Origin of the sequence: Streptomyces sp. NEAU-YJ-81 (assembly GCF_017592595.1) — a bacterium.
GTDB classification, from domain to species: Bacteria; Actinomycetota; Actinomycetes; order Streptomycetales; family Streptomycetaceae; genus Streptomyces; species Streptomyces hygroscopicus_B.
This window is the reverse complement of the sequence record NZ_JAGFNO010000020.1, coordinates 89,370-113,498: the sequence shown is the minus strand read 5'-3', so window position 1 is coordinate 113,498 and position 24,129 is coordinate 89,370. Positions and strand designations below refer to the sequence as shown.

The following is a 24,129-nucleotide window of genomic DNA, read 5'->3' as shown; positions in this document are numbered from 1 at the left end:
GTCTGCCTCCAGATGTTCGGTGGATGCGTGGCCGCCGCGGTCCGCGGCGGCCACACCGTCCCCGGCCAGGACTACGGGCAGGTCTTGCGGACGTAACCGTCCTCGCCCTTGGGCAGGACATCGCGGTCGCGCTGGACGACGCTCACCCGGTCGCCGTACTCGCAGGCGTTCTTCATCCCGGCGTCCGTGTACTCGATGAAGATGGCGTTGTTCCCGAACTCCGCGAGGTAGTCGGCGCACTCGTTGTACTCGGGGTTGCCGCATTCCTCGGCGATGGCGAAGTCGAGGCCGTTGGCCGCGTGGTTCCTGGCCAGCTCCACGGTGTTCTTCTGACCGACCGCCAGGCCCTTGCCGTGGCCGTGGGCGGACAGCATCCGGATGTAGGTCTGGGCGTGCTCCTCGGTGATCCTGCCCTCGACGACATCACGGGTGAAGGTGTCGAAGTTGTCCAGCTCCAGCGCGTTGAAGCCCTTGGCGGCGCATTCGTCGATCTGGGCGTCGATCTTCTCCGCGATGTCCTCCCGCTTCTTCTCGGTGGTGATGTCGAGGATCGCCTCGTCCCAGTCCGTGTCGATGATGACGTCACCGTCGTCGTTCTTGAGCAGCAGGTCGGAGGGCCAGTCCGCGGGGCCGCCGGGCTGGCCGATCTTCTGCGTCTGGAAGGCGTTGACGTAACAGATGTTGTACAGACCGGGTGCCGGGGAGGCGCTGTGGTCGCGGCTGACGACCTGCACCCCGGACGGCGGGGTGTACGCCCCGCCGATCTGGTAGTCGAAGTCCGCGTGGACCGGCGGAAGGGCGGCCGAGGCGGCCGAGGCGGGGGCGGGGGCGAGAACGCCGGCCGCGGCGGCCGCGGCGCATGCCACGGCGGCGCCCACAGTGGTACGGATGCGCGAACGGTTCAGGCTCATCGCTGAGAGCTCCATGATCCGTGGGCACGGCCCCGCCTCGGTCGCAGACAGCGACCTGGCGACTCGGGCCGGACTCGCGGCGGGCCGCATACCGGCTGGGCGTACCTCTGTCGCCGAGCATTCGACATCGGCGTGCCAGGGAGTAAACCGATCAGAGCGAGCCACGTCAAGAGCGTGAAACTGCTCAGTGTCGGCTTGGAACACGCACAAGCGATCAGCGCGGAGGGGCTCCACGGCGGACATTACGTACAGATGCGGGCATGTCGATGCGCGGGAACCCGTCGGTCCCCGCGCACCGAACACACTAGATCCGCCGAAGTCCCACCAGCACTCTCTCCATCAGGGCGCGGTCCGGCGCGGCGCCCTCCTCGGAGGCCGTCCGGTGGACGACGATCAGCCCGCGCTCCGCCATGTCGCCGAGCAGCACCTTGGCCACCCCCAGCGGCACCAGGAGCATGGCCGCCACCTCGGCCACCGACCTCGGCTCCTGACACAGCGCGATCACCGGGCGGTGGTCCGCCTGGAGGATGTCGGTGGAGCGGTGACCCAGCTCGGTGGTGGTCACCAGGGTCTCGACCTCGAAGTGATGGTGGGACCTGGTCCGGCCGCCCGTCCATGAGTAGGCGCGCACGAGCGCGGCCGGGCCCTGGCTCTCGTCGTGCTCGGACTCCCAGGCGGCCGTCCCCTCAGGCTCCGACGACGCCCTCGGGAAGGATTCCCCGGGCTCCTCGGGCCGGCCGTCCCCGCCCTCACGGCGGGAGGGCGCCTCCGGCGTCCCGTCGGACCGAGGTGCCTTCCGCCCGCGTCGCCCCTTGCCGAAGCTGAAGGCGTTGAGCACGTCGGCGAAGGTCTGCTCGTCCTCCGCCCCCTGTTCTCTCCCAGGTCCCTGCCCGGAAGGGCCTTCACCGGTGCTCATCGTCTCCCCGTCCGGCCTATTGGGCTGATGTCCGCTTCACGCCCTGCAGGTTCAGCTCCTGCAGCTCAGCGCGGAGCTCCGGGGTCAGCATCTCGCCGACCTGGTCGACCAGTACGGTCATCTCGTAGGCCACCTGACCGATCTCGCAGTCCGGCGCCGCCAGCACCACGAGACACGAGCCGTCCTCGATCGACATCAGGAGCATGTTCCCGAGCTCCATCTGGATGACCGAGGACCGCACATCGCCGGTCATCAGGCACTGGGCGGCGCCCTGGATCAGGCTGATGGCCCCCGCGGCAATGGTGGCGACCTGCTCGGCCCGATCGGCCGCCAGCCCGTCCGACGCGGTGAGCAACAGCCCGTCGGCCGAGACCACCACGGCGTGCGCCACATTGGGCACACGCTCGGTGAAATTGGTGACCAGCCATCCGAACTGGCTCACCTCCCGCAGCTGGGGTGAGGTCATTGGTTCTTCCTGTCCATCTTCGCTGAGACCTTATGTCTCGTCGCGTCCGTCGGGCTGACCCCGGCGGATGCCCGACTGGTAATTGCTGAGGAATGAATGGGTGCGGCCGGCGTTCCGCCGCGCGGATTCCTCGTCCCCGGCTCCACGCGGCTTGGGGCGCTCTTCGGCGGCGCGCGGCTTGGCCCGGTCCGTACCCGGGTCCTGGCGCGGCACCCGCCGGGGCAGCCCGGCCTGCGTGACTCCGCCCGCGTCCGCGGCGCCCGGCCGCTCGTGGACGATCTGGCCGGAGTCGTCGGCGGCATCCGGCCGGCTCTCGCCGGGGGACGCGGGCGCGGCGGGGACGGGCCGCCGGGGGAGCTCGGACGCCGGGAGGTCCGCCGGCTTACGGCTCTCGGCCGGCTCCTCGACCGGGGGGCCCGCCGGCGCCGTCTCGGCCTCGGTGGAGGCGAACCACGGCGAGGGGGCGTCGTCCCGGGCGGCCGGATGTGAACGCCGCGGTGGCAGCGGGGGCTGTCCCGGCCGCTGTACGGCACGGCGGTCCGCGGGGGCGTTGCCGTTCCCCTCGCCGTTGCCGTTCCCGAGGGCGGCGGCCTTCCCCGGTGCGTCCTCGCCGGCCGGGGCGCCGGCCTTGGCGGGAGGTATCCGGCGCGGCAGTCCGCCGGGCTGCGGGGCATCCACGAACGCCCGCGAGCCGCTGGAGCGGGTCGGCAGGGAGCGGCCCGTGTCCCCGGAGTCGGCCGGGGAATCCCCGGCGCGCAGCGAGCGGGCGCCATCGGTCGCGCGGCGCGGCAGCGGCGCCGCCGGGGCCGCGCCGGTCTCCCGGCGTGTGCCCACCGGCTCGGCCGTCCTGGCGGAGCTCCGCCGGACGGGCAGGGAGCTCTCCCGGCCCTCGAGGGCGGGCTTGTCCGCGAGCATCAGCCTGGCCGGGACCAGCACGCCCGCGCGCAGCCCACCGCCGGTGCCGCGCTCCGAGATCAGCTCCACGGTGACGCCGTGGCGACGGGCCAGACGGCCGACGACGGTCAAGCCCATCTGCCGGGACGTAGGTACCTCCACGGATACGTCCCCCGCTACGCGCCGATGAGCCTTGGCCAATTCGGCGCCGCTCATCCCGAATCCCTCGTCGCGGACCTCGATCAGTGCGGAACCGTCCAGGCGCAGTGTATTGCTGACGACCACTTGGGTCTCCGGCGGGGAGAACGCGGTGGCGTTGTCCAGCAGCTCAGCGATCATTCGCGCCAGGTCACCGGCAGCGTACCCGATCACTTCGGCGGCGGGAACGGGCTCCACCACCACCCGCCGGTAGTGCTCGATCTCGGAGACCGAGGCCCGCAGCACATTGTCGAGCGGCACGCGCTGCTCGGAGGGGCGGACCGGGGTGCTGCCGCACAGGACCATCAGGTTCTCGTTGTTGCGCCGCATCCGGGTCGCCAGGTGGTCCAGCTTGAAGAAGCTGGCCAGCTGGTCCGGGTCCTCTTCGTGCAGTTCGAGCTGTTCCATCAGGCGCAGCAGCCGGTCCACCAGGCTCTGGCTGCGCCGGGAGAGGTTGACCAGGGTGTCCCGCAGGTCGCCGCGGAGCGCGGCCTGCTCGGCGGCCAGACGGACGGCCTGCCCGTGCACCGCGTCGAACGCCCTCGCGAGCTGCCCGAACTCCTCGGTGGTGTGGACCGGCACGGCGCTGATCGACGTGGTCGCCATCTCGCCCTCGCGGATGCTCGACACCGCTTCGGGGAGCCGCCGTTCGGCCACGTCGAGCGCGGTGGAGCGCAGCACGGTCAGCGACCGCAGCAGATGCCGGGCGATGGCGATACCGATGGCGAAGGCGAGCAGGAGCACGGCGAAGAGCAGCACGGACTCCGCACCGGCCCGGTCGCTCGTCTCGTCCTGCAGCTTGGCGGAGGTCACGCGGAGCCGGTCGGCAAGCCGCTTCTCCACCGTGTTGATGAGGGTTCCGGTCGCCTCCGAACTGCGGTTCCAGTCGCGGACGGAGAACGGCGCGGCATCGGCGGCGTTCTGTCCGGAGCTCTGCGAACCCGCCTGGGACAGCACGGTATCCAGCAGCCGGGTGCGCCGCTCGACCTCCGGGCCGGTGACCGTCCGCTGGTAGGCGCGCTGGTCCCCCGCGGTGGCCACGGCCCGGAAGTCGCCCAGCTTGTCCCGCAGGCGGATGTCGGACTCCTGGAGCGCCCTGATGAGCTTGGGGTCCTTCAGCGTGCCGGGGTCGGGCGCGTCCATGACGATCACGTGCTGGAGGTGGACCTGTTCCTGGACCAGCTCCAGGTCGTACAGCGCGGTGGCCGGTCCGGAGAGCTGAGGTTCACCGAACCGGCTGCCCAGCGCCTGGTCCAGGTCGAGCAGACTGTTGATGATCTTGCTGTACTCGGTCACCGCGGTCCACGAGCCGATGTCGGTGGACGTCACCTGCTTGCGCAGCGCGGGCAGCCCGTCCAGCAGCTTGAACGCGTCGCGATAGCGGTTCGCCGAAACCCCTTCGAGACCCTGTGCCCGCCTGGTGGTGCGCGTGACGGCGGCCTGCGCGCGGTCGACGCGCTGGTTCTGCTGCCGGAGCATGGCCGGATCGGCGGACGCGCGGTCTCTCAGCCGCTCGGCCGACATCGTCCGTTCCATCTGCAGATCGCTGATCAACGGCATCAGCCCACCGCGCAGTCTGACCAGCCGCTGCACGTCCGCGTAAGTGTTCGCGCGCTCGACGTCGCGTTGGATCTGCACGACGCCCAAGGCGACGGCGAGCAGGGCGGGCACCACCAGAACGGCACCCAGCTTCACGGGCAGCCGCCAGTTGCGCCATTCCACGACGCCGGCCCACCACGACGGTGAGCGATCGCGCGCGGCCGCATGCCTGCCCGGGGTCATGAGGCGCGCTCCGCGCTCGGACCGGCTTGCCCACAGGGATGTATCACGATGCCGTTTCTCCTGGAATTTCCCCGGATGGGGAAAGTCGAACGCCCGGCAGCGCGCCGGCACATCGCTTTCGGCGATGCGTCGGCGCGCCTGCCTTTACTCGAACAACTTGCTGCTCTTCTCGGCCAGTTGGTAAAGACCGTACAGAAACGGCACAGCTACCCACAGCCATGCCACGACCATGACCACGGGAGAACCCGTCTTGGCCACGTCCGGCGAAGGGCTGTCTGCGTCAGTCACCGGCTTACCGCCTCTCTGCCGGAAGGGGGTCGGGGGTTTCCTCCGGGGGCGCCGACTCCGCCTGGACCGGCTCCGGTTCATGGAACTTCGGATTCACCGGACGCACCAGCTCGTTCGCGATGAAGCCGATGACAAGGAGCCCCATCATGAGAGTGAACGAAAAGGTGTAGAGGGCCGGGCCGGTGTCCCCGGACTCATGCGCGGAATCCGCGATGGAGTCCACGATGAGCGGTCCGGCGACTCCGGCGACCGACCACGCGGTCAGCAGCCGGCCGTGGATCGCGCCGACCTGGTAGGTGCCGAACAGATCCTTGAGGTAGGCCGGAACGGTGGCGAATCCACCGCCGTAGAACGACAGGATCACCATGGTCGAGGCGACGAACAACGCGGTGCTGCTGTCCTTTTCGAGCATGATCGTGAGGTAGAGCAGGGCACCGGCGCCCAGGTACAGGCGGTAGATGTTCTTCCGGCCGACCACGTCGGAGACCGAGGACCATACGAAGCGACCGGCCATGTTGGCCAGGGACAGCAGCGCGACGAAGCCGGTGGCGGCGCTCGCGCTCACCGGACTGGCCGTGTCCTGGAAGAAGTCCTGGATCATCGGGGCGGCCTTCTCCAGGATCCCGATACCAGCAGTAACGTTCATGCACAGCACGACCCAGAGCAGCCAGAACTGGGGCGTCCGCACCGCGTTCTTCGCCGATACGTTCGCGGTGGTGACGAGCCGCTTGCCCGAGTCGTCGCGGGGCGTCCAGCCGGCCGGCCGCCAGCCCTCGGGCGGCACCCGCACCAGCACCACGCCCAGCGACATGAAGGCGGCGTAGGCCAGGCCGTGCACCAGGAAGGTCTTCGCGATGCCGCTGGTGTCGCTGCCGAACGCCTTGAGCATCTCCGTCGACCAGGGCGAGGCGATCAGCGCGCCGCCGCCGAACCCCATGATCGCCGTACCGGTGGCCATACCCGGCCGGTCCGGGAACCACTTCATCAAGGTGGACACCGGCGCGATATAGCCGATGCCGAGGCCGACCCCGCCGATGCCGCCGTACCCGAGAACGACCAGCCAGTAATTGCGCGTGGCGACGCCGAGGGCGGCGACCAGGAAGCCGGTGGAGAAGGCCACGAGCGAGACGAACATGGCCCAGCGCGGACCTTTTCTCTCGACCAGCGTTCCCCCGAACGCGGCAGAGAGCCCGAGCACCAGAATGCCGATCTGGAAGGGGAGGGCGCTAGCCGTCCCCGAGATGTCTAGGGAATCTTCCAGAGGTATCTTAAAGACGCTCCAGGCGTACGCCTGGCCGATGGAGAAGTGGATCGCAAGCGCCGCCGGTGGAATCAGCCAACGATTCCATCCCGCCCCTGCGATGATGCGAGAGCGATCGAGGAAACCCACAGATCAACCTACCTCCGGCTTCTTGAGAGCACCCCCGCAGACTGCATTCCTCAACCTATCCAAACACCTCGGGGGAGGCAGTGGCCAGCACAGGGCTGCCGTCATATGCCAGTGGCAGACTCACTGCACAGCGGCACGCTCACAGCACTCATGCTCACGCACGATGGGACGTTCTACCCGAGGTGAGGTTCTACCAGTGGCGACACTTGGGACACAACGCCGGGTCCCGAAATGTCCTCAAGACGCAACCCTCAGCGGCCATCGTCAACCTGACACCAAGTCAAAATGGACAACACGGGAAGGAGAGACAAAGTATTGGTTCAGCGACCACTCCCGCCATATTCGCGAGGGCGCCGACGCCCGATGCTTACCATGACACCCGCCCACCTGCACCGGTGAGAGCCGGGGGCGGCGTTGACTGTGTCCGGCGCCTCACTACACTTGCGGCGTCAAGGGCCCGCCGGTCGCCCCTCCCCCTGCCGCTCGAGCGCGGGCGCTCCGAACCGACGCCTCGTCAGAAACACCCCGGAGAAGACCATGAATAAATCGGTGCGACCGCCCGCTTCCTTGCCATCCGAGCGGGCCACCGGAACGGGGTTCGCCGATCGCGGTGAAGACATCGGGGAGCCCGATTTCGAAGCGATTCAGCAGAGCCCGGAGTTCAAACTTCTCCGCAAGAGACTGCTCTGGTTCATCTTCCCGATGAGCGCCTTCTTCTTGTGCTGGTACATGACCTTCGTGCTCTTCTCGGCCTATGACCACGAGTTCATGAGCCGCAAGCTGTTCGGCGCGGTCAACACCGGCACCGTCTTCGGCCTGCTGCAGTTCGTATCGACGATGGCGATCGTCCTGACGTACCGGCGCTTCGCGCGCAAGAAACTTGACCCGCAGGTGGACACGATCCACGAGCTGGCGGGAGTCGGCAAGGAATGACATTGCAGATCGCAGCCCGCACGACCGGCAGCCCGATAATCAACCTGAGCGTCTTCTTCGCTTTCGTCCTCATCACGCTGTTCGTCGTCTACAAGGCCACCAACAGAAATTCGACGACCTCGGACTACTACGCCGCGGGCAGCGCCTTCACCGGCGTCCAGAACGGTATCGCCCTGTCCGGCGACTTCCTCTCCGCGGCCTCGTTCCTCGGCATCTCGGGGGCGATCGCCGTCCACGGCTACGACGGGTTCCTCTACTCCGTGGGGTGGCTCGTGGCGTGGCTGGTCGCCCTCCTGCTCGTCGGGGAGCGGCTGCGCAACACCGGGCGGTTCACGGTCGGCGATGTGATGGCCTACCGCATGAAGCAGCGCCCGGTGCGCGCGGCGGCGGCCAACTCCACCCTGGTCATCACGTTCTTCTACATGCTCGCCCAGATGGCCGGTGCGGGTGGTCTGATCGCCCTGCTGCTCAATGTGCACAGCAAGGGCGGGCAGGCCCTCATCATCACCGGTGTCGGCCTCGTCATGGTCTTCTACGTCCTGGTGGGCGGCATGAAGGGCACGACCTGGGTGCAGATCATCAAGGCGGGCCTGCTCCTGATCTGCGTGACCTTCATGAGCGTGTTCCTGCTCGGCAAGTTCGGGTTCAGCTTCTCGGCGATCCTCGACCAGGCGGCGCAGAACAGCTCGCTGGGCGCCGATCTGCTCAACCCCGGTGGCTGGTACGGCGAGAACGCGATGACCAAGCTCGACTTCGTCTCGCTGTCCCTGTCACTGGTTCTCGGCATCTCCAGCCTGCCGCATGTGCTGATGCGCTTCTACACCGTGCCCGACGCCAAGGAGGCCCGGCGTTCGGTGGTCTGGTGCTCCTGGTCGATGTTCATCTTCTACCTGTCGATCCTGATCGTCGGATACGGCGCCACCGCGCTGGTCGGCTCGGACCGGATCGTCAACGCCCCGGGCGGCGAGAACTCCGCCGCTCCCCTGCTCGCCTTCGAGATCGGCGGCGCGATGCTGCTGGGCGTCGTCTCCGCGGTGGCCTTCGCGACGATCCTCGCGGTGGTGGCCGGGCTGACTCTGGCCGCCTCGGCCTCGTTCGCCCATGACGTGTACGCCAACGTGATCCGCAACGGCAAGGCCGACCCGCGCTCGGAGATCCGGGTCGCGCGGCTGACGGCGCTCGTGATCGGTTTCATGGCCATCCTCGGCGGCATCGTCACCAACGGCCAGAACGTGGCCTTCCTGGTGTCGTTGGCCCTGGCGCTCGCCGCGTCGGCCAATCTGCCGACGATCCTCTACACGCTGTTCTGGAAGCGGTTCAACACGACCGGGACGCTGTGGAGCATCTACGGCGGTCTGGGGTCCGGCCTGGTGCTCATCATCTTCTCGCCGGCGATCTCGGGCGGCTCCACGTCGATCATCAAGGGCATGGACTTCCACTGGTTCCCCCTCACCAACCCCGGCCTGGTGTCGATTCCGCTCTCCTTCCTCTGCGGATTCCTCGGCACGATCTTCAGCAAGGATTCCTCGGACTCCAAGAAGCAGGCGGAGATGGAGGTCCGGTCGCTGACCGGCATCGGTTCGAAGGTGTAAGCCGCACCGTAAGCCGCACCAACCGCTCCGGGCGGCCCCGCTCGGGGCCGCCTACGGCCGGCGGATGGCGCCGGGGGTGGGGAGGGCGCCGCTCCGGCGCTCCGACGGTTCGGCCCGCGCCGAGGAGCTCGGTGCCGTCGACCGCCCGCGGAGAGGGACGTCCCCGCTGTCCCGGGGGCCGGCGGTCTCGCCTCGGGGCCCGCGGGTGGCGCGCTGCTCCGGGGCCTTGGACGGCGCCGACGGGGTGGGCGACACCGAGGGACGACCGGCGGGCGGCGACGGGAGCGGGGGCGCCGTACGGCCCGTCGCGGGCGGCGGGGCGAGCGGCACCGTCGGGCGCGCGGGTGTCTCGGGCGCCGTCAGACGCAGCGGCAGTGCGATGAGGGCGGCGACGGCGCAGGACACGCCGACCCCGGCCGCGGTGCGCAGCAGCCGGCGCCGGGCCGCGGCGCGGCGGATCGCCTCGTAGCGGCCGGGGGGCGGGCCGAGGTAGTCGGAGGTGGGCCGCAGGATCACCGCGAGGGGGTCGTCGGGTTCCAGCTCCGGGCCGTCGTCAAAGTGTGGGGTCAAGGCTTCTCCTCAGGTGGACGCGGAGCAGTTCTCTGGCCGCGTGGAGGTCGGCCTTGACGGTTCCTTCCTTGCGCCCGGTCAGTACGGACACCTCCCGGATCGGCATATCAGCGTAGTAGTGCAGCAGGATCGGAACGCGCAGTCGTTCCGGCAGCGACTGTACGAGCAGGCGTACCGACGGGTCGGACTGTTCGGCGTGGGGGCGGAGGGCGGCTTCGGAGGTGGCCCGGCGCATGGCCTTGCGCTCGCGCTCCATCTTGCGCCAGTGGTCCCGGACGAGATTGGCCGCGGTGACGTAGAGGAAGCCACGGGGCTCTTCCACGGACGTCCAGCGGGCCCAGAGCCGGGTGAATGCCTCGGAGGCGATCTCATGGGCCGTCTCGTCGTCGTCGACGAGACGGCGGCACCAGCCGGCGAGGCGTGGGTAGAGGGCGGCGAACAGCTCGGACGCCGCCCTGTCACGGGACCGTTTCAACGCACTCCATGGTCGTGATGGCACTCGGAGGGGAAGACCCCGAGCCGTCGGCGGAGGTTCCGTCGGCCCGGGATCCAGGGGTGGGTCAGGAGCCGGCGGTGGTCAGCGCGGCGAAGACGATGACGTTGTCGAGGTAGCCGTCGCCGGAGCGCGGGCCGCCACAGGTGATCAGCCGCAACTCCGGACGGTCCACGTCCCCGTAGACGTCGTCCGCCGGGAAGTCCGCCTTGGCCACCGTCCGTACGGCGGTGATGGCGAACGCCGCCGCCGTGCCGTTCTCCAGGCGCGCCACGACCCGGTCGCCCCGGCGCAGCCGCGCGAGGTGACGGAAGACCCCGTCACCGTAGTCGCCGACCGTGACATGGCCGAGGATGACCGACGGGCCGACCTGTCCCGGTGTCGGTGAGTGCCGGTACCAGCCCGCCTGGTCGTGCTTCGTGACCGGCGGCACCCGCACACTTCCGTCCGGCGCCAGCCCCAGCCGCATGACCGGGGTGTCGACGTCGATGGCCGGGATCAGCAGCCGGACCGGGACCGAACGCCCCAGGGGACGCGCCGCCTTCACGGGGGTCGGGGAAGGCGGTGAGGTCCTCCCGGAACCTGGTGCGGCCGTGGTCTGCCGGGCCGGGTGGCCGCCGCAGCCCACGAGCAGCGAGGCCATCGCCGCCGTGGTGAACGCGCGCCTGGAGAACGGGGTCATGCCCCGGTCGCCCGCCGGCGACGGACGACGAAGACCGCCGCGCCACCCGCGACGAGCGCCGCGGCGGCGCCCCCGCCGATCAGTTGGCCCTCGGCGTCGGAGCCGGAGGACTCGGCCGTCACGCCGGTGTTCGGCGCGCCCCTCGGGATGACGCCGACCTGGCCGCGGTCCCGCGTCTTGGTCGGCTCCTCCTTCGGGGCCGGGGTGGCGGCGCCCGGCCGGGTCCGCTGCTGGCTCGGGACCGGGCTGGCGGCCGGGCCGCGGGTGGGTTCCGCGCTCTGGGCCGGGGCCGCGGCGGACGAGGGGTCGCGGGGGGCCGGAGTCTTCTCGTCGGCGAACGCGGGCGCGGTGCTCACCAGGACGGCGGTACACGCGAGTGTCATCGCGCTGAGGACAGTGCGGCGCATGGAATCGCTCTCTTTCGTCGGTCCGCCCGCTATGCGGCGGGCGGGTTACGGATCGAGCGGAGAGACGAGGCAGCGGTGCGACGCGTTGTAAAGAGCTGGCAAAGTGTGTCGGTCGGTCCTGTTCGGGCCGAAGTTCGGGCTGACCGCCGGAGTGCACGCCGGACGAAAAACGTCCAGGCCGGCCCGTGCGGGCCGGCCTGGACGTCGTGCTCAGGTGTGTCAGACGAGGTCGAACCGGTCGAGGTTGGAGACCTTGACCCAGGCGGCGACGAAGTCCTTCACGAACTTCTCCTTCGCGTCATCGCTCGCGTAGACCTCGGCGAGCGCCCGCAGCTCGGAGTTGGAGCCGAAGACCAGGTCGGCCCGGGTACCGGTCCACTTGACCGCACCGGTGGCGCCGTCACGGCCCTCGAAGGTGCTCTGGTCCTCCGAGGTCGCCTTCCACGTCGTGCCCATGTCGAGCAGGTTGACGAAGAAGTCGTTGGTCAGCACTCCGGGCGTCTCGGTGAGGACACCGGCCGCCGACTGCTGGTAGTTGGCGCCCAGCACCCGCAGGCCACCGACGAGGGCCGTCATCTCCGGACCGCTCAGGGTCAGCAGGTTGGCCCGGTCGAGCAGCAGGTACTCGGCCGGCAGCCGGTTGCCCTTGCCGACGTAGTTGCGGAACCCGTCGGAGGTCGGCTCCAGCGCGACGAAGGACTCCGCGTCGGTCTGCTCCTCGGTCGCGTCGACACGGCCCGGGGTGAAGGGCACCTCGATGTCGTATCCGGCGTCCTTGGCGGCCTTCTCCACGGCGGCCGCACCGCCGAGCACGATCAGGTCGGCCAGCGACACCTTCTTCGCACCGGCACCGGCGTTGAACTCCTGCTGAACGCCCTCGAGGGCGCGCAGCACGGTGGCGAGCTCACCGGGCTCGTTGACCTCCCAGTCGCGCTGCGGCTCGAGGCGGATGCGCGCGCCGTTGGCGCCGCCGCGCTTGTCGCTGCCGCGGTAGGTCGAGGCCGACGCCCACGCCGTGGAGACAAGCTGGGCGACGCTCAGGCCCGCGTCGAGGAGCTTGGCCTTGAGGGCCGTGATGTCCGCGGCGTCGATGACCTGGCCCTCGGCCTCCGGCAGCGGGTCCTGCCACAGCAGGGTCTCCGCCGGGACCTCCGGGCCCAGGTACAGCGACTTGGGGCCCATGTCGCGGTGGGTCAGCTTGAACCAGGCGCGGGCGAAGGCGTCCGCGAACTGGTCGGGGTGCTCGTAGAACCGGCGGGAGATCGGCTCGTAGACCGGGTCGAAGCGCAGCGCCAGGTCGGTGGTGAGCATGTTCGGGGCGATCTTCTTCGCGGAGTCGTGGGCGTGCGGCACCGTGCCCTCGCCCGCGCCCTCCTTCGGCCGCCACTGGTGGGCGCCGGCCGGGCTCTTGGTCAGCTCCCACTCGTAGCCGAAGAGGTTCTCGAAGAAGTTGTTGCTCCACTGGGTGGGCGTGGTGGTCCAGGTGACCTCCAGGCCGGAGGTGATGGCGTCCGCGCCCTTGCCGGTGCCGTAGGTGTTCCGCCAGCCCAGGCCCTGCTCCTCGATGGAGGCGGCCTCGGGGTCCGCGCCGACGTGGTCGGCCGGGCCCGCGCCGTGGGTCTTGCCGAAGGTGTGGCCGCCCGCGATCAGCGCGACGGTCTCCTCGTCGTTCATCGCCATCCGGCGGAAGGTCTCACGGATGTCGCGGGCCGCCGCGATCGGGTCCGGGTTTCCGTTCGGGCCCTCCGGGTTGACGTAGATCAGACCCATCTGCACGGCGCCGAGCGGGTTCTCCAGCTCCCGGTCACCGGTGTAGCGCTCGTCCCCGAGCCAGGTGCTCTCCGGGCCCCAGTACACATCCTCCTCGGACTCCCAGACGTCCTCGCGCCCGCCGCCGAAGCCGAAGGTGGTGAAGCCCATCGACTCCAGGGCGACATTGCCGGTGAGGATCATCAGGTCGGCCCAGGACAAGGCCTGCCCGTACTTCTTCTTCACCGGCCACAGCAGACGGCGCGCCTTGTCCAGGTTGCCGTTGTCCGGCCAGCTGTTGAGCGGGGCGAAGCGCTGCTGACCGGCGCCCGCGCCACCACGGCCGTCACTGATCCGGTAGGTGCCCGCGCTGTGCCACGCCATACGGATCATGAACGGGCCGTAGTGGCCGAAGTCGGCCGGCCACCAGTCCTGCGAGGTCGTCAGCACCTCGGCGATGTCCTGCTTGACCGCCGCGAGGTCGAGCCCCTGGAATGCCTCCGCGTAGTCGAACCCTTCGTCCAGGGGGTTCGCCACTGCGGGGTTCTTGGCCAGGATCTTAAGATTGAGCCGCTCCGGCCACCACTGACGGTTGCCGCCCCCCTGAGTCGGATGCGGAGCGCGCTCGTGCGCGACCGGGCAGCCCCCCGCCTCCTCCGTCTTCGCGTCTGTGACGATTGCCTCATGGTTCTCGGACATGGGAATCCTTCCAAGCTGGGCGGATCATGGTGCTCAGGAACTCGTGGCGGTGGAACAGTCGGAGCACAGGCCCCAGTAGATGACCTCGGCCTCGTCGATCGAGAAGCCGTGGTCGTCGGACGCGGTCAGGCAGGGCGCCTCACCGGCGGCACAGTCGACATCGGCGACGGCACCACACGACCGGCACACGACGTGGTGGTGGTTGTCGCCGACGCGTCCTTCGAACCGGACGGGGTTACCGGCCGGTTCGATGCGGCGTACGAGGCCCGCCGCGGTCATCGCGTGAAGGGCCTCGTACACGGCCTGAAGGGAGATGTGGCCGACGCGATCGCGTACCCCGGAGGCGATCGCCTCGACGCCGAGGTGGTCGCCGTCCCGGACGGTTTCGAGCAGCGCGACACGGGCGGCCGTCACCCTCAGGCCGGCACCGCGCAGCTCCTCGGCAGGGGTCGGAGTCTGGGATGCGGTCATGCCGCTAGAACCTACCCGCATAAACACGAACGCTACAAGGAAACGAGGCGTTAAAGTCTGCCGCAACGCGGAAAAGTTTTGCCCGATTTTCGGGTGCTTTCTCCTCGCGAGCCCTCAGAGGCGCTTGGCGCTACGGAAGAGCCCGGCGTAGAAGCCGTTGCCGTCGATACGGGAGACACCGCCGTTGTCGCCGATGGTGGGGCCGTTCTGCTCCTTGCGGCTGGAGACGAAGACCCGGTGGCCGTCGGTGTCCAGCCCCAGGTACAACGCGACATGGTCCATATGGTTGCCGGTGCGGTGATCCATCTTGAAGAACAGCAGGTCACCGGGTTGCAGAACGTCGATGTTGGTGGGCCGGGTGTACCAGGGGGCGGGGCCCTGCATCTTGATGACGTCGACGCCGGTCTTGGAGCGGGCCATGCCGTCGGCGGTGCGCGGCAGGCCGTCACCGAGGGCGTTGGTCGCCATCAGGGGGAAGCGGGCACGGTAGCCCATCACCATGCGGATGAAGCCGGAGCAGTCCAGCGCCCGATAGCGGTCCTGCCGCGGGGCCAGCGTGGTGCCGCTGCGGAAGGTGTAGGAGATGCCGAGGTAGTCGTAGAAGTCGTTCTGCTCCAGACGGTCCACGCCGTCCGGCTTGAACGGTCCGAAGACCGCGTCGCCCGCGTACGGGATGCCCTGGGCGTCCTTCTTGACCGGCGCGCCCTGCACATACTGGAAGGCGATCGCGAAGAGGTCCTCCTTCTCGCTGCCGTAGTTCTCCTTGAACCAGCTCTTGAACCACTGCTCCTTCTCGGCGCCCGCGGTCCATGCCTCCGGCATCAGCCGCACCCAGTCCTCGGTGATCACCTTGGATTTGGTGTTCGCGGGCTCGCTGAAGGTGCGGGATGGGCCACGCAGGGTGGCGGTGCGGGCGCGGTCGGTGAAGGTGGCGAGGATCTGGCCGTTCTCGCCGCGCAGGATGGTGCGCTCGGGGTTCTTCAGCCGCTCCCAGGTCTGCTTGCCGCCCGGCCGGCCGGTGCCGCCTTCCAGGTTCGGCTCGTCGATGACCGCCTGTGTGGCGGGCGTCTTGGCCTGCTCGTCCTTTCTGAGCTCCACGGTCAGATAGCCGCTGGCGCCGAGCAGCGCGAGCACGGTGGCGGCGTGCAGGACGGGGCGTTTCTTCTTGGGTGGCATGGGATCGGCTCCGGTCGTGGGTCAGGCGGACGGCATGACGCCGAGGAGGATTCCGGCGGTGAGGACGACATAGGCCATCAGCGTCACCGACCCGGTGGACAGCAGGGTGGCCCCCCGGGGCTGGCGGACCAACTGGTAGGCGATCAGTCCGGGGACGATGAAGCCGAGCGTCTGGTTCGCGTACATCAGCGGGAACTCCAGCGACAGGATGATCATCACGGTCGCCTGGAGCGTCACACCGAGCAGCACGACCGCGGCGAACAGCCGCTTGCCGTAGAGGATCACGAACTTCTGCATCAGCAGCGTGCCCACGTAGGTGAGCACGGTCACGCCGACCACCATGGCGGCCCGCTGCAGATCCTCGACGAGGGTCAGCGCCAGCCAGCCCGGGGTGATCATGCCGCCGGGCGAGAGGTTGGTGGTCAGATAGCAGACCAGCGAGAAGAGCAGCCCGATCGCGATGCCGATGGCGGCGATCTCAGGGGTGAGGACGGCGGGGATCAACGGTGCTGCTCTCCTGGGTTCTGCCCCTGCTGGGAGTCGTCGGCGGGCGGGGCGGGCGGGACGCGCGGCTCGAACAGGCCGCGGGGCTGCGGGGATTCGGGGGTGGGTACCACCGCGGGCCAGGGCTCCCTGGAGTCCTGGCCGTAGGACTGCCGCGGGGACGGCTGCTCGGAGGTGCGCTGATGCGGTACGTGCGCCTGGGGCGCGTACCGGCTCTCGTACGCCTCCGGGTACCGCTGGTAGGGGTCCAGGCGGGGCGCGTAGAGCTGGATCGTGTCCACGTACTCGACATGGCGCTCGTCCGCCGCCGGGGCCGCCGGTACCTCGTCGGCGCTGTCGTCGGCGCTGTCGTCGGCCGGCAGCTCGGCGAGGTGTTCCAGGAGGAGCTCGCCCTGGCCGTGGATGTTGCCGATGGCTACCAGGGAGCAGTCGGGGCCGAGATGGCCGAGCAGCTCGGCCATGAACTCCTCGGGGTCCCGGCGGTCGCCGCCGAGGTCCACCGCGCGGCCCCGGTACTCGGCCGGGATGGCGTCGATGGCGGACTTGGCCGGATGCCCGATGACGAAGACCTGCTCGGGGTCGAGGTCGGGGATGATCTCGCCCATCTGGCCATTGCGCTCGACGCGGTCGGGGCGGCAGTTGATGACGACGTTGAGCGGGCGGTGGATGGCGCCGAGGTCGAGGAGCTGGTTGATGTTCATCAGCGTCGACTCGGGGTCGTTGGCCGCGAAGACGTTGGCGAAGCGCAGCTTCTTGCCGTCCTCGGTGGCGTACCGCTCGACGGACAGGACACCGGGGTCCGGCGGGGCGTCGTACATGCCCTTGAGGGCGGTCTCGCGGTCGACGCCCACCAGCTCGGCGACGGTGAGCGCGATGGCCACGTTCTCCTTGAAGGTGAACCAGCTGAAGCCGCGCAGCTCCTCGTCGCTGACCGTCTTGGGGTCGGCGTAGATCAACTGGCAGTTCCGGGCGTCCGCCTCCTCCTGGAGGATGTCGAAACGGTCCTGCTCGGCGGTGACGCAGATGCCGTTCTCGGGCATGGACCGGCACAGGGAGCGCGCCACGTCATCCAGCGTCGGGCCCATTTCGGCCAGGTGGTCCTCGCGGACGTTGCACAGCACGCCGATCGTGGAGCGGATCAGCTTGGACTGGTTGATCTCCTGGAGCGCCGGCATGACCGCCATGCACTCGATGACGAGCGCCTCCGGGTTGTAGGCGGCTGCGCGGCGCACGATGCCGATCTGCTCGACGACGTTGGCGATGCCGAACTTCCGGTAGACGGGTTCCTCGGTGGCGTCCGGGTGGATGAAGCGGGCCGCCGTACCGGTGGTCTTGGCGACGGTGGTCAGCCCGCCGCCGCGCAGGGCGCCCGCGCACAGCCGGGTGATGGAGGACTTGCCGCGGATGCCGTTGACCAGGACCCGGGTGGGGATCATGTCGAGGTTGGTCTGGTGCCGCCGCTGTTCGACGATGCCGGCGATCAGCAGGACGGCCTCGCACACCACGAGCACGGTGTAGAGGAAGAGCACGGTGAGGGCCTCAGTTCCTTCCGACTCCGGCGGGGGTCCGGCTGCCGCCGTCCCGTTTGCGGGGCTGCTCCTGGAGCTGCTGCCGGATCAGCTCCAGACTGCGGACGACGGCGCCGACCTCGTCGTGGTGGCGCGGGAACAGCACGGTCTTGCGGTCGCCGGCGGCGAGCGCCTCGGCCAGCCCGGCCAGGGCGCGCAGCGGCCGTACGACGACGATGTGCAGCCAGCCCAGGCAGGCGGCCGCGGCGGTCAGCCCCAGCAGTCCGGCCAGTACGGTCCGGTTCTGCAGGCTGTACTCCGGGATCGCCAGGCTGGATGCGGGCTGCCAGCTCGCCAGGGACCACTGGAGCGACTTGGCCGCGCCGCCGCCGCTGAACGGCGCGACGGCCGCGACCCGCACCGTGCCGCCGCGCTGGACGGTGGCGTGCGCCTGCTTGGTGGCGAGCAGCGAGGTCAGATGCGAGGGCGCCTTCTCGAAGGCGATGTAACCCGAGTCGCCGCCGATGACCCGGCCCTTGGTGTCCACGACGCGGACCTCGCCCATGCCCTGGCGGCCCAGCAGCGCGTTGACGAACTCGATGCGGAACTCGCCGACGACGGCGGCGCCGCCCCGGCCGGGTGCCTGGGCGGTGGCGGTGACGACGGGCTTCTTGCCGCCCTCGCCGGTCACCTCGAGGGCCTGCTTCGAGGGGCCCTTGCCGTCCGCGTGGTGCGGGGAGTGGCCGGCCCGCGCGAGGATCTCGCCGTCGGCGCGGAGGACGTACACCGACTCATAGCGGTCGTGGTCCTGCATGGTGCGCTCCAGCACCTGCTTCATGTCCTCGGGCGTGGTGCGGCCCCCGATCAGGGCGGCGACCGCGGACAGATCCGCGTGGCCCTCGTTGAGCGCGCGGCGGACCCGGTCGCTGAGGGTGATGGTGCGGGAGTTCTGGTCGTGGACGATCTGGACCGGGACTTTGACGGCGGAGTCGGCGCGGTTGAGCAGCAGCATCAGCGGAACCGACCAGACGAGCAGCAGCACGGCGCAGACGGCGAGCAGGGCGCGGGCGCCCAGACCCTTGCGCACGGCCGGGCCCTCGACGTCCGCGGGCTCGCCCTGGAGTTGCCCGCGCAGCCGCTCCAGAGCGGCGCCCACCCGGGCGGCCTCCCCGGCCCTCGGCACGCTCACCGGGCGGGCCAGGTCGCCGCGGGTGAGGCGGCGGCTCTCCAGGAACAGCCGGATCAGCGGGCGCTGCACGGTGCCCAGCAGCACGATCACCGCGAGCCCGCCGATGACCAGCAGGGCACCGGCGGCGGCCACACCGAAGGCGGGGCGGGTGATCTGGGAGACCTTGGCGGAGACGTCGACCTCGGTGACGACGGTCAGGCCGAGGCTGCTGGCGGTGGTGGCGCCACCGGCCTGGGGGGCTGCGAGGGTGGCGTAGCCGCCGACGGTGCGGACCTCCTTGGCGGCGCCCCCGGTGAGGTGGCCGCTGACGCCGGTGTAGCCGCCCGCGCCGGGCTCCTTGGCCTTGACGGGGTGCTGCCGGCCCTTGCGCGCGGCGGTCTTGGCGAACGAGGTGAGCTGCTTCCGCGCCCGCTCGCTGTCCAGGGCGCCGTGGCTGGAGAGCAGATGACCGGTGGAGTCGACGACGCCGATGGCGCGGCCGGGGCCGAGGTCGACGCCGGGGAAGCTGAGGGTGCTGGAGGCGACGAGCAGTTGCTGCGGCCGGCCCTTCCAGGACAGCAGGGCGACGATGATCAGCCGGGTCTGGCCGTTCTCCAGCCGCACCATGCGCGGGTCCAGCCCGTCGCTGCGGGAGAGCTTGGTGAGATCGATCGCGGTCAGCGGGACGTTCTCGCCGCGGGCGGCGAGCATCTTGCCCGATTTGATCTCGATGACGGCGGTGCCGCGCCACTTCTGGTAGACGTTCCCGACCTTGTCCAGGACGGTGTCGGCGGAGACCGGCCGGCCCTCGTTGAAGAGGGTCGCGGTGCTGGTGAGATCGGTGACCGACTCGTCCAGTGACGCCCGCAGCGCGATGGCGCCGTCTTCGGCGACGTACTGCTGTGAGGTCAGGACCGCCTTGGGGACCAGGGCGTTGTCCGGTTTGCCCAGGGTGAGGGCGGTGATTCCCGCGAGGGAGAGGAGCAGAACCGACAGCACCGCTATGGGGGGCCGGATACCTCCCAGAAGCGACATGTCGGCCCTTCGGCGGACCTTGTGCCGCCGCTTCGAGCGCGAAGCGGCCACGGATGGGCTCCTCTCATGCAACTCACACCACACAGAGCGCACTCGAGTGCGATCCGGACCGTCAGACAGCCAGACGGATCAAAGGGTTGCACATCGTAAAGAAAAAGCGAGAAAACGTGTTTGTCATTGACCAAGTCCGGGCAAACGACGGTCTTCCGCCCTTTGCCGGTCGTTCATCTGGACGTCATTCTTCGCCAGCATCCTCCCGATATGCCCCCGCAAAAGGGGTCGTTACGATGAGACGGTCATGGCGGAGATACGAGCGAAGTCGATCACGGCGGCGGCTGTCACGGTCGCGTTCGGTCTGCTCCTGGCGGGATTGAGCGCGTATACGATCGGCCGATCGGGCGGGGGTCCCGCCTCGGGCGGTGCGGATGCCCCCGAGGTCGCGCTGGAGCGCAGGATCACCGACTTCACGGCCGGGCTGGGCCCCGACTCCGGCTACCGGGAGCCACGCCGCGCCGAACGCCGGGCCGTCGCCGACGCGGTGGGCCTGGTCCTCGACGGACACCCGGACCGCGCCCGCCCGCCGCTCGCCGACGCCGGCTTCCGGCTCCGTACCCTCACCGGCACCGGCACCGGCCGCCGCTACGCCGAACTGTCCGACCGCACCGAGGACGGACCCGCCCCGCGCGGCTGGGGCCGCGTCTACGTGGACCTGTCCGCACCCGCCCGCTGGTCGGTCCAGGTGCCGCACCCGGTCTCCGACGCGGACACCGAACGGCTCGGCGCGCGCGTACTCCTGGACACCCCCGGCGGCGTCCTGGTGCTCGCGGGCGCCCACCGCAGAGCCGGGGACGGCGACGCGGCCGACGCCGCCCACCGTACGGACTCCGTCTTCGACGCGGTCTGCGACGAGCTCGCCCGGCGCGGTCTGCCCGGTGTCCAGGTGCACGGTTTCGCCGACGACTCGGCGCCGGGCCGGGACGCCGTCGCCTCCACCGGCAAGGGCTCGGCGGGCCGCGCGGACGCCCGCCGCCTCGCGGCCGCCCTGACCGCACGGCACTTCACCGTCTGCCGCGCCTGGGTCCGTAGCTGCCCCCTGGAGGGCCGCGACAACGTCCAGGGCCGCAGGGCCGCCGCCGACCAGGTGCCGTTCCTGCATGTCGAGTTCGCGCGGTCGGTGCGCGCGAGCGACACGGGGATCCGGCATGCGGCGGCGGCCATCGGCACGGTGACCGCGCGGTGGGCGAAGGACGGCTGAGCGCGGCCTGGTTCTCGCTCGCGGCCCCGGCTCCGACCCGCGGCCCAGCTCTGGCCCGCGGCCACGGCTCCGACCTGCGGCCTAGTTCTGGCCCGCGGCCACGGTGAACGCGCTCTTCACCGTCTGCGTCACCGTGTTGCCGTCCGCGTCGGTCCCGGTGACGCGCAGGGACGCGTCCCGGCCCGCCGCCGAGTCCGGAGTGGTCCAGTCCGCGCGGAACCGGCCCTTGCCGAGCGCGGTGGTGGACGCCGCGGTCCATCGCTCACCGTCGTCGAAGGACACCTCGACCCCCGCCTTGGTGACCGCGGGCGGGGCCACCACGCCCGGCACATGTCCGAAGCCGACGACGAGATGGCCGTCACCGGCCGGGCTCGTGCCGTCCAGCCCGGTGTCGAGCTGGTAGTGCGGGACGACGACCGGCAGCGCCGAGCACTCGGCGGGCCCGTCGTACTCGCCCGCCTCCGACACGCACGTCCAGTTGTCCGGCACGGTCCGGCCGCCCGAGTGCCCCGAGGCGAAGGTCCACTCGGTGTGCGTGGTCAGCGACTGGCGGAAGTCGCCGTTCGTCCTGGTCTGGTCGTACACCACCGTGTACGGGGCCTTCTTGGACGGCACGGTCAGGACGCCACCGGGGACGCCGTCGCCCTCGTACAGGGTCGTGTCACCGGAGACCACCGCGAAGTGCGAGGAGGTGATGTCGGACGGGACCGCGAGGACGTGGTGGCCGGCGGAGTCCATGACCGTGGCCGTGGCCAGCGAGAAGGTGAGGGCGTCGCCCTTGCGGCAGGCCGCGCAGTACCACGTCTCGTCCGCGGCGGCGCCCGGCGCGGGCTCGGTGAAGCCCGGGACCAGCGGGCCGCGCAGCCAGTCGACGGTGGTGGTCCGGCCGGGCACGAGGGGCTGCTCCTGGGACACGAAGCGCCGCTCCCCGGCCTTGAGCCAGTCCGCGTAGGAGGCACCGGCGGAGCCGCCGACGTATTCGGTCCGCCGCGCCGGTGTCTTGAACGGCTCGGACAGCGCCTCGCCGCTCGTCTCGTACGGCAGGTACATCAGGCGCGCGACCTCTTCGGCGCGGCCCGGTGTATCGCTGTGGTAGTTGGTGCGTACCGTGGCCAGTTGGCGTCCGGTGACCTTGTAGTGCTGGTTCTTCGCGATCGTTCCGGCGGGGTTGGCCAGCTTGAGGTCGTAGGAGTAGGGCGTGGCCGCGTCCGCGGGCGCCTTGCGGTGGGTGTACACGTTGAAGCGCAGGTCGCCGGTGGTGACGGGACGGCTGGAGGGCTGCACCTGGACGGGCGAGCCGCCGGAGACGCCGACGCCGCCGTTGACCGCCACCGCGCCCTTCGTGTCCTGGCGCAGGTAGTGAAGGATGAGCTGGTGTTCCTCCGCGGGCCTCGGGGTCGCGAAGGTGACCCGCTCGGTCGCCTTGCGCAGGTCGAGCACGGCCTCGGTGCCGGTGCTGCCGTCGGGGACGGTGAACTCGGCGGTGGCCATGCGTACACCGGCCGGCTCACCGGCGCTGTCGAAGGCCGGGGCGGAGACCATGGCGGTGTAGTGGCCCGCGGGGACCTCGACCCGCGTTTCGCCGTCTACGGCATCGAGGAACGGCTCCCGATAGAGGGTGGCGTCGTCGGCGTTGGCCAGGGCGAAGGACGTGGTGCCCGGGAGGGGTTTGCCGTCCGTACCGAGCACGGTGACCTTCACCGGGTGGTCCGCCCGCGCCGACGGGCGCGGGGCGGCCCGCACACCGTCCGTGGCGACCGCCGGTACGACGGAGGTGACGCCGCCGAACAGCGGGCCCTCGCCCACGGATCCCTTCGCCGCCTCGGCACCGATCTGCCGCGCCAGCGCCGCGCCGAAGGCGGGGCCCGAGGGCGGTGCCGTGGCGCCCGCGGTGGCCTCGACCCGCACCGGGGTGGTGGTGACACCGGCCTCGGCGAGGGCGGAGACGTTGAACAGCGCGGGGTCCAGGGTGCGGCCGAGGTACGGCAGCGCGGTCAGCGGAATGACGAAGACATCGTTGTCCAACCGCCGGGTGACATAGTCCGCTTCGGCACCCGGCCGCGGCGCCACCACGACGCTCCCGTCCGCGCGGAGCGTGACGCGCTCGCCGGTGACCAGGGTGACGGTGTGCGCCGTCGTCTCGGATGCGCCCGGCACGGCGGGTGCGCCCGGCACGGCGGACGCGGCCGTGGCGGCGCCTGGCATCGGGGCGGGGGCGGCCAGGGCGCCGGGCGCGGGGCCCGCCGCCAGCCCGAGGGCGGCCAGGACACAGCCGGACGCGAGGGCGCGGGCGCCGCGCGCTCCGGCGCGGTGCACTGCGGTCTGTCTGATCCGTCGGTACCGCATGAGGCGGATCCTTCCTTGACGGTGGATCAACGTGACGGGGGCAATATGAAGGGGATGACGGGGGACGACATGACGCGGGATCAGTGGGCACTTTTACGCCCCACAGGTTCGCCACCGAAAGAGATCCCTGCCAGGTACGGACCAAAGGTGGCCGAAAAGCGCCGCTTTACCACGAGAAGCCGACCGAACGCATCTGCCTCTACCTCCACGACCGGGCCATCATGAACCTGTACGAGATGGGCCGTTACGAGAAGGCGCTGGAGCGAGAGGTCCAGCACGCGATCGACCTCATCGTGGACACCCTGGAGCGGACCGACGCCATCGTCCACGGCGATCTCAGGACCGGCACCATCACCTGGAACCACGCCCTGGCCCGGGCGCTGGACACGATCGACCGCCCCGGTCCGGGGGCCGCGGACAGCGTCCGGCTGCGCGACATCGAGGACTTCGTCTCCATCCGGGGCCGGTTCCGCAAGGCCGGGCAGACCCCCGAGCGCACCGACTTCCTCGCCCCGTACGGCGACCCGGAGGATCCGGCCGAGGGGCCGCAGGTCCGTGTCCTGTGCACCACGGACGGACTGCGCAACGACGACAGCCACGAGGGCACGTTTCCGGCGCGCTGCCTGGGCAAGGTGCGGGACTGGAACCCGGGGACCGGTGAGCTGACCATCGAGGCCATCGCGATCTTCAGCTGAA

At 70.3% G+C, this 24,129-nt stretch carries 20 protein-coding genes; 4 read left to right on the top strand and 16 right to left on the bottom strand.

Annotated features, from left to right (window positions below):
- Positions 1-71: 71 nt before the first annotated feature.
- From J5X86_RS32900 to J5X86_RS32880, 5 genes are all read right to left on the bottom strand, one after another.
- Complete coding sequence (locus J5X86_RS32900) at positions 72-911, bottom strand: endo alpha-1,4 polygalactosaminidase (protein WP_208520357.1); 840 nt, start codon at positions 909-911, stop codon at positions 72-74.
- A 304-nt stretch (positions 912-1,215) separates the two neighbouring features.
- On the bottom strand, positions 1,216-1,827 hold the full coding sequence (locus tag J5X86_RS32895; RefSeq protein WP_208520356.1) for a DUF742 domain-containing protein: 612 nt from the start codon (positions 1,825-1,827) through the stop codon (positions 1,216-1,218).
- Between the two features lie 16 nt (positions 1,828-1,843).
- Complete coding sequence (locus tag J5X86_RS32890) at positions 1,844-2,293, bottom strand: roadblock/LC7 domain-containing protein (RefSeq protein ID WP_078639620.1); 450 nt, start codon at positions 2,291-2,293, stop codon at positions 1,844-1,846.
- A 30-nt stretch (positions 2,294-2,323) separates the two neighbouring features.
- Positions 2,324-5,167: a nitrate- and nitrite sensing domain-containing protein gene (locus J5X86_RS32885; RefSeq protein ID WP_208520355.1), complete on the bottom strand. Its 2,844-nt coding sequence runs from the start codon at positions 5,165-5,167 to the stop codon at positions 2,324-2,326.
- A gap of 292 nt (positions 5,168-5,459) precedes the next feature.
- Positions 5,460-6,845: an OFA family MFS transporter gene (locus tag J5X86_RS32880; RefSeq protein ID WP_208520354.1), complete on the bottom strand. Its 1,386-nt coding sequence runs from the start codon at positions 6,843-6,845 to the stop codon at positions 5,460-5,462.
- A gap of 537 nt (positions 6,846-7,382) precedes the next feature.
- Here J5X86_RS32880 and J5X86_RS32875 point away from each other — a divergent pair.
- A complete protein-coding gene (locus J5X86_RS32875; RefSeq protein ID WP_208520353.1) occupies positions 7,383-7,778 on the top strand; it encodes a DUF485 domain-containing protein in 396 nt (131 codons plus the stop codon).
- Positions 7,775-9,370, top strand: a complete 1,596-nt coding sequence (locus tag J5X86_RS32870) for a cation acetate symporter (RefSeq protein ID WP_078639624.1) — start codon at positions 7,775-7,777, stop codon at positions 9,368-9,370. The genes J5X86_RS32875 and J5X86_RS32870 overlap by 4 nt, the downstream gene beginning before the upstream one ends.
- Positions 9,371-9,421: 51 nt before the next feature.
- Here J5X86_RS32870 and J5X86_RS32865 read toward each other — a convergent pair whose 3' ends face one another.
- From J5X86_RS32865 to J5X86_RS32820, 10 genes are all read right to left on the bottom strand, one after another.
- On the bottom strand, positions 9,422-9,940 hold the full coding sequence (locus J5X86_RS32865; protein ID WP_208520352.1) for a hypothetical protein: 519 nt from the start codon (positions 9,938-9,940) through the stop codon (positions 9,422-9,424).
- Positions 9,924-10,415, bottom strand: a complete 492-nt coding sequence (locus tag J5X86_RS32860; RefSeq protein WP_014056466.1) for an RNA polymerase sigma factor — start codon at positions 10,413-10,415, stop codon at positions 9,924-9,926. The genes J5X86_RS32865 and J5X86_RS32860 overlap by 17 nt, the downstream gene beginning before the upstream one ends.
- 85 nt (positions 10,416-10,500) lie before the next feature.
- On the bottom strand, positions 10,501-11,115 hold the full coding sequence (locus J5X86_RS32855; RefSeq protein WP_208520351.1) for a class F sortase: 615 nt from the start codon (positions 11,113-11,115) through the stop codon (positions 10,501-10,503).
- On the bottom strand, positions 11,112-11,522 hold the full coding sequence (locus tag J5X86_RS32850) for a Tat pathway signal sequence domain protein (protein ID WP_208520350.1): 411 nt from the start codon (positions 11,520-11,522) through the stop codon (positions 11,112-11,114). The genes J5X86_RS32855 and J5X86_RS32850 overlap by 4 nt, the downstream gene beginning before the upstream one ends.
- A 219-nt stretch (positions 11,523-11,741) precedes the next feature.
- The gene (gene katG / locus J5X86_RS32845) at positions 11,742-13,970 is read right to left on the bottom strand and encodes a catalase/peroxidase HPI (protein ID WP_208520349.1); all 2,229 of its coding nucleotides are present in this window, start codon (positions 13,968-13,970) and stop codon (positions 11,742-11,744) included.
- A gap of 33 nt (positions 13,971-14,003) precedes the next feature.
- Entirely contained in the window at positions 14,004-14,441 is a 438-nt protein-coding gene (locus J5X86_RS32840) for a Fur family transcriptional regulator (RefSeq protein WP_208520348.1), read from the bottom strand.
- A gap of 114 nt (positions 14,442-14,555) precedes the next feature.
- Entirely contained in the window at positions 14,556-15,617 is a 1,062-nt protein-coding gene (locus tag J5X86_RS32835; protein ID WP_208520347.1) for an NlpC/P60 family protein, read from the bottom strand.
- A gap of 21 nt (positions 15,618-15,638) precedes the next feature.
- Positions 15,639-16,121 (bottom strand): poly-gamma-glutamate biosynthesis protein PgsC/CapC, encoded by a 483-nt coding sequence (locus J5X86_RS32830; protein WP_014056460.1) that lies wholly within the window; start codon positions 16,119-16,121, stop codon positions 15,639-15,641.
- Entirely contained in the window at positions 16,118-17,650 is a 1,533-nt protein-coding gene (gene pgsB / locus J5X86_RS32825; protein ID WP_208520346.1) for a poly-gamma-glutamate synthase PgsB, read from the bottom strand. The genes J5X86_RS32830 and pgsB overlap by 4 nt, the downstream gene beginning before the upstream one ends.
- Positions 17,651-17,660: 10 nt before the next feature.
- The gene (locus tag J5X86_RS32820; protein ID WP_208520345.1) at positions 17,661-19,832 is read right to left on the bottom strand and encodes a HAMP domain-containing protein; all 2,172 of its coding nucleotides are present in this window, start codon (positions 19,830-19,832) and stop codon (positions 17,661-17,663) included.
- Positions 19,833-20,130: 298 nt separating this feature from the next.
- Here J5X86_RS32820 and J5X86_RS32815 point away from each other — a divergent pair, with 298 nt between their 5' ends.
- Positions 20,131-21,087 carry a hypothetical protein gene (locus tag J5X86_RS32815; protein WP_208520344.1) on the top strand — a complete coding sequence of 319 codons (957 nt, stop codon included), beginning with the start codon at positions 20,131-20,133 and terminating at the stop codon, positions 21,085-21,087.
- 81 nt (positions 21,088-21,168) lie between these two features.
- Here the strand turns inward: J5X86_RS32815 and J5X86_RS32810 are convergent, their stop codons facing one another.
- Positions 21,169-23,433, bottom strand: a complete 2,265-nt coding sequence (locus tag J5X86_RS32810; RefSeq protein ID WP_208520343.1) for a hypothetical protein — start codon at positions 23,431-23,433, stop codon at positions 21,169-21,171.
- A gap of 221 nt (positions 23,434-23,654) precedes the next feature.
- Here J5X86_RS32810 and J5X86_RS32805 point away from each other — a divergent pair, with 221 nt between their 5' ends.
- Entirely contained in the window at positions 23,655-24,128 is a 474-nt protein-coding gene (locus J5X86_RS32805; RefSeq protein ID WP_208520342.1) for a hypothetical protein, read from the top strand.
- Position 24,129: the final 1 nt, after the last annotated feature.

Excerpts from the sequence above, each read along its gene's own strand:
- J5X86_RS32855 (WP_208520351.1), bottom strand. The coding sequence starts at position 11,115 with ATGACCCCGTTCTCCAGGCGCGCGTTCACCACGGCGGCGATGGCCTCG.
- J5X86_RS32810 (WP_208520343.1), bottom strand. The coding sequence starts at position 23,433 with ATGCGGTACCGACGGATCAGACAGACCGCAGTGCACCGCGCCGGAGCG.
- J5X86_RS32900 (WP_208520357.1), bottom strand. The coding sequence starts at position 911 with ATGAGCCTGAACCGTTCGCGCATCCGTACCACTGTGGGCGCCGCCGTG.
- J5X86_RS32840 (WP_208520348.1), bottom strand. The coding sequence starts at position 14,441 with ATGACCGCATCCCAGACTCCGACCCCTGCCGAGGAGCTGCGCGGTGCC.
- J5X86_RS32875 (WP_208520353.1), top strand. The coding sequence starts at position 7,383 with ATGAATAAATCGGTGCGACCGCCCGCTTCCTTGCCATCCGAGCGGGCC.
- J5X86_RS32815 (WP_208520344.1), top strand. The coding sequence starts at position 20,131 with ATGGCGGAGATACGAGCGAAGTCGATCACGGCGGCGGCTGTCACGGTC.
- J5X86_RS32890 (WP_078639620.1), bottom strand. The coding sequence starts at position 2,293 with ATGACCTCACCCCAGCTGCGGGAGGTGAGCCAGTTCGGATGGCTGGTC.
- J5X86_RS32835 (WP_208520347.1), bottom strand. The coding sequence starts at position 15,617 with ATGCCACCCAAGAAGAAACGCCCCGTCCTGCACGCCGCCACCGTGCTC.
- J5X86_RS32885 (WP_208520355.1), bottom strand. The coding sequence starts at position 5,167 with ATGACCCCGGGCAGGCATGCGGCCGCGCGCGATCGCTCACCGTCGTGG.
- J5X86_RS32805 (WP_208520342.1), top strand. The coding sequence starts at position 23,655 with ATGAACCTGTACGAGATGGGCCGTTACGAGAAGGCGCTGGAGCGAGAG.
- J5X86_RS32870 (WP_078639624.1), top strand. The coding sequence starts at position 7,775 with ATGACATTGCAGATCGCAGCCCGCACGACCGGCAGCCCGATAATCAAC.
- J5X86_RS32895 (WP_208520356.1), bottom strand. The coding sequence starts at position 1,827 with ATGAGCACCGGTGAAGGCCCTTCCGGGCAGGGACCTGGGAGAGAACAG.
- J5X86_RS32850 (WP_208520350.1), bottom strand. The coding sequence starts at position 11,522 with ATGCGCCGCACTGTCCTCAGCGCGATGACACTCGCGTGTACCGCCGTC.
- J5X86_RS32820 (WP_208520345.1), bottom strand. The coding sequence starts at position 19,832 with ATGTCGCTTCTGGGAGGTATCCGGCCCCCCATAGCGGTGCTGTCGGTT.
- katG (WP_208520349.1), bottom strand. The coding sequence starts at position 13,970 with ATGTCCGAGAACCATGAGGCAATCGTCACAGACGCGAAGACGGAGGAG.